Here is a 3,586-nt window from a genome sequence, read left to right on the forward strand (position 1 = left end):
CTATAAATAATATAACGCATACGAGACGGTTTGTCCATGCGTTTTTGACTGGCAAATTTATAAGCTGCTTTCATATTTTTAAATACGGACATAACCAGTAGATGGACCTTCGATTCGGTTGGATGCTCCCGTACTCTGAATCAATGCAACTTCTAAGAGTGTTTTCAATTCATCTACATTGGCTTCGAGAAATAATTCCTGTTTGCCTTTATGTTCATGGATGCTGCTAACCATCTGAACAATTTCAGGTGTTAACAACTTCGCAGGACTTACAATAAAATCAAAGTCTCTCATAGGAATCTCCTTCATTTCAGATTTATCTCCATCATTCTATCATCAAATGATGGAGATAGAATATTCATATACACAATAAATATCCTCATTTCATCCATATATTATATCGTTTTATGAATCGTTTTTTCACTAAAATTACACTATTTTTTCACTATTTTTCATTACTTCATCGTTTTCGCCAGTGAATTGAGCAACGCCCGCATCTCTGGATTCGCCAATACTTTTGCCAGAAGTTCCGGATCGACTTCATCAGCAACAGGTGCATTATTATTTTCCTGCTGTACATGCATCTGTGGATCCAGATTCTTTTTCTCATAAAATGCTTCTTCAAAAAGCTCTGCATTTTTCCTTCGATCATCATCCAGGATATGAGAGTACACATCCGTAACCATATTGACCTGCGCATGGCCGGAATCACCCTGTACCGCCTTGATGTCTCCACCATTCAATTTCAGCTTATAAGTAACACTGCTATGACGGAAACTGTGAAATACAACCGGTGGAAGATTATAATCCTCGATCAGTTTCTTTAAAGGACCACGGATTGCTCCATCACCAAGAGGAAGACCAAAGGTACTTGCCATAACCAGGCTATAGTCCATATATTCATCACCAAGAATTTCTTTCATTTCATCTTGCTCAGCTTTCCAGTCTACCAGCATATTAGCGACACTCTTTGGTAAGAATATCTTACGCACACTGCTTTCTGTCTTTGGTGTTTTCAGAATACGGACCGTAGAATTCTTCTTATGATTTGTCGGGAATACCAACAACACATCTTTTCCATCCAATGCATTCAACGATTCTTTTCTTATACGCTGTGATTCTTTGTTGATGAAGACATATGCACGGTTTTCTTCAATTGCCTCAGGAGAAATATTTACACAATCCCAGGTAAGACCAAGCAGCTCACCAAGTCGTAAGGAACATGAAAAGGATAGATTTATTGCAAGCTTTAATCGCTCATCTTCACAGACACTGAGCGCATACATTAATGTATCCGCTGTCCAGATGTCTCTTTTTTGTGATTTATGTTTTGGTACAGTCGCATGGGTGCAAGGATTCTTTTCCATCAACTCCCATTTCACTGCCTGTTCAAAACAGTTTCTAAGCAGCTTATTAATATCCCTGACCGTACTGGAAGATACAAATTCATTTCGACTGGTTTTATTCAATGGATTGATAACTGCACGTCTCTTCAAAAGACTCTGATAATATCTTTCGATGAATCGGGTATTGATCTCTGAAAGTTTCGTATCACCAATAATTGGAAGAATATAGTTATTGATAAGAGAGACATTTCCTTCATATGTAGAAAGCGCCCAGTTTTCTTTTCCATAAAGTGCAACATACTCTGTAATAAGCTCATCCAGTGTTTTGCATTTACGAACGACAAATGATCCCATCTCTTTTTTATATTCAATTTCTTTTTTTCTTCTCTTTGCTTCGGCTTTCGTTTCATAGGTTTCCCATTTCTGTTTCCTCTCACCTTTTTCATTCGTATAAGAATAGATTACATTAAATTTTCCGTTTCGTTCTCTTATTGATGCCATATTATTGCATGCTCCTTTCCAAATCTCTTTGTTCCATCCAGTCCTCAAATTCATCCCGAAGGATCCTAACTCGACTGCCAACTTTTATTACTGTGAACTTTCCTTTATCCGCCCACTTGTTGATCATGCTTCTGCTGACCTTTGCCAGATAGGAAGCTTCATCAAAAGTAAGATACTTTATATTTCCATTGCTTCCTCGTATTCCGGTCTGTGATAATTTCTTCCGCCGGAAATTGGCCAGGGCAATATTTTGTTCCTGTGCAAGTTCTTCATAATCATTCGATGGATCCAGCTTATACCGATCCTGACCTTCCAGGAATTTTTGAAAACTCTCTTTTGTGATCCTTTTCTTTTCTGCAATCACAATGAATTCAAAAAAATGACTATACTTCGGATTATCAAGAATTGTATATACTGCGCTTCTGGTTGTTCCAAGTAGCTGTGCCATCTCAGGCATTGTAATTGTTGCATCTTCCAGAAGAGCGTCTTTTTCTCTGTCTTCCTTTGTTCGATACCGGGACTGGCTTTTATACCAGTTCTGAAAAGATTCTTTTGGTATTCGTTTCCAGTAATCGACAATAACAGCTTCCATTTGATTTTTCTTGAGTAAATCATAAACAAGATAATCATCAACGCCCAACAAATCCGCGACTTCCTTAACAGAATAGGACCAGGATTTCAATTCTTTCCCTGGCTCTTCTCCAGTAACTTTATGATATTTAATCTGATTGGCGTACCATTTTTCAAAGCTGGCAATATTGATTCGTATCTTTCCGGCAATCTCTTTAGATTCAAAAACATTTTTATGTACCAGCCAGTATCGATCTGTCTTTTTTAATCCCAGCAGCTTTCCCATTTCCGGCACGGTCATCCAGGTTCTCTTTTGTGTTGGACGCCGTTTGTAAGGACTTTCTTCTGAAATCTTCGAAATGATTTCTTCCACATCGTCCATTTCCGGAATTCCTTTTTGTTTCATAATTGCTGTTGCCATTTATTCTTCACTTCCTGTCTTTTTTAGTGTTAGTGTTTTTTCTTATATCATATCTCAAATCCAGATAAAAATTTAGGATGTCGATGTAGACAAAATCTGTCTGATCAACACCCTGTTTTTTACTGTTCCAAGTTATCAAGCCAGTCATCGAAACTCTTCTTGGAGATGCGATACTTTCCGCCATCCAACTGGATCCACCGGAATTCCTTTTTCTTCAAAAGGTTATAAATAGTAGGTCTGCTGACTCCTAAGATTTCCTGTAACTCTTGAACTGTATAACATCTTTTCTCTGACATTTCTTTATCCTCTTTTCTTTGAAATATGAAAGAAAAATTATCCCTTCATATAACGAAACGCTCAGAGCATGTTTTACAGTGGTCAAAAGCAAATTTTTTTACTTTTTTTCCTACGAGTCTTCTTGCGAGTTTTTTAATACCACTCGTAAGAAACTCGTAACATTAAATTTTTCAGTAAAGAAAAAGAGCATATGGAATTGAATCCATACACTCTATGATTACTGGAACTTTATTTCATTTTTAATTCAACAAACTTTTGTTTATCTCGTTCTTAAGTTCATCTTTATTCTCGTATGTTCTCACTATCGGAATCGTACTCTGTCTGTTCTACATAATCTGCGGAACAGTCTCGTTTATACGGATAAAAAAATAAACTGAGCCACGGCTGTTCCAACATGAAATCAGCCGTGGCCTTATTTATATCATTTCACTCTTTTTTGAAATAGAACAAC

The 3,586-nt window shown here is 37.1% G+C and carries 4 protein-coding genes; all 4 read right to left on the reverse strand.

Going from position 1 to position 3,586, the window contains the following annotated elements; translation table 11 throughout:
* Nucleotides 1-78: 78 nt before the first annotated feature.
* Entirely contained in the window at nt 79-294 is a 216-nt protein-coding gene (locus DWY31_RS13735; RefSeq protein WP_226855232.1) for a hypothetical protein, read from the reverse strand.
* Between the two features lie 161 nt (nt 295-455).
* The gene (locus DWY31_RS13740; protein WP_182438773.1) at nt 456-1,847 is read right to left on the reverse strand and encodes a tyrosine-type recombinase/integrase; all 1,392 of its coding nucleotides are present in this window, start codon (nt 1,845-1,847) and stop codon (nt 456-458) included.
* 1 nt (nt 1,848) lies between these two features.
* Nucleotides 1,849-2,838 (reverse strand): helix-turn-helix domain-containing protein, encoded by a 990-nt coding sequence (locus DWY31_RS13745; protein ID WP_117529026.1) that lies wholly within the window; start codon nt 2,836-2,838, stop codon nt 1,849-1,851.
* Between the two features lie 119 nt (nt 2,839-2,957).
* Nucleotides 2,958-3,134, reverse strand: a complete 177-nt coding sequence (locus DWY31_RS13750) for a helix-turn-helix domain-containing protein (RefSeq protein ID WP_003864535.1) — start codon at nt 3,132-3,134, stop codon at nt 2,958-2,960.
* Nucleotides 3,135-3,586: the final 452 nt, after the last annotated feature.

The organism is Dorea sp. AF24-7LB, assembly GCF_003478575.1.
Classification (GTDB): domain Bacteria; phylum Bacillota; class Clostridia; order Lachnospirales; family Lachnospiraceae; genus Dorea_D; species Dorea_D hominis.